General features: G+C 64.5%; 1 pseudogene. It reads left to right on the top strand.

The annotated features are described in order from the left end of the window. Nucleotides 1–220: 220 nt before the first annotated feature. Nucleotides 221–1,006, top strand: a pseudogene (locus V6U90_RS33525) (IS5 family transposase); the annotation flags it as partial.

Here is a 1,006-nt window from a genome sequence, read left to right as displayed (position 1 = left end):
GGGCATTCGATGATGCCTTTTCGTGTTATCCGCCATTTGCCCTACGTCCAGCTCGACCCATTCGCCCCATGAGTAGCGATACGTGTTCGCCTCGCCCATGCGATCGGCGCCTGTTTCGCGGGTAGATGGTCACCAGATTCCGTCTGACGTAGATCTGGATCGGAACCGCCGCTTCCTCCGCCTGCCGCGTCGCCAGGACTGTCCAGAGTAGATCTCTGCCGTGACTGAACGCCGCGCCTACCCCAGCGACATCTCCGACGCCCGCTGGGCCCTGATCGCGCCGACCCTGCTCGCCTGACAGCAGGCCCGCATCGACCGGCGACCCACCGGCGAGCCCGCCCGCACCGACGTCCGCGAGGTGCTGAACGCCATTTTCTACGTCAACCGGACCGGGATCGCCTGGAAATACCTCCCTCATGACTTTCCGCCACACACCACGGTGTACTACTACGCCGCCTGGCGCGACGAAGGCATCTTCGCCCAGCTCAACCTCGACCTGACCGCCCTGGCCCGAGTGAAGGCCGGCCGCGAACCACAGCCCACCGCCGCGGTCATCGATACACAGAGCGTGAAGACATCCACGAACCCGCCGACCGCCACGCAAGGAACCGACGCCGCGAAGAAGATCGTCGGCCGCAAACGCAGCGTAGTCACCGACACTCTGGGACTACTGCTGGCCGTCATCGTCATGGCCGCCTCCGCGACCGAGAACACCGCCGGCATCCGCGCGTTGGACCAGGTCAAGGCCACCCATCCCACCGTCACCAAGACATGGGTGGACGCAGGCTTCAAGAACCAGTTCGTCGAACACGCCGCCACCCTCGGTATCGACGCCGAGGTCGTACCGCGCAACACCGAGACCAGAGGCTTCCACGTGGTCAAACGGCGATGGGTCGTGGAGAGAACCCTGGGCTGGCTGATGCTGCACCGCAGACTCGTCCGCGACTACGAGACCCTGCCAGCCAGCTCCGAAGCCATGATCCACATCGCGATGATCGACAACGTC

Origin of the sequence: Micromonospora sp. CPCC 206060 (assembly GCF_036906895.1) — a bacterium.
Taxonomy (GTDB): domain Bacteria; phylum Actinomycetota; class Actinomycetes; order Mycobacteriales; family Micromonosporaceae; genus Micromonospora.
This window is presented reverse-complemented; position numbering and strand designations above follow the sequence as displayed.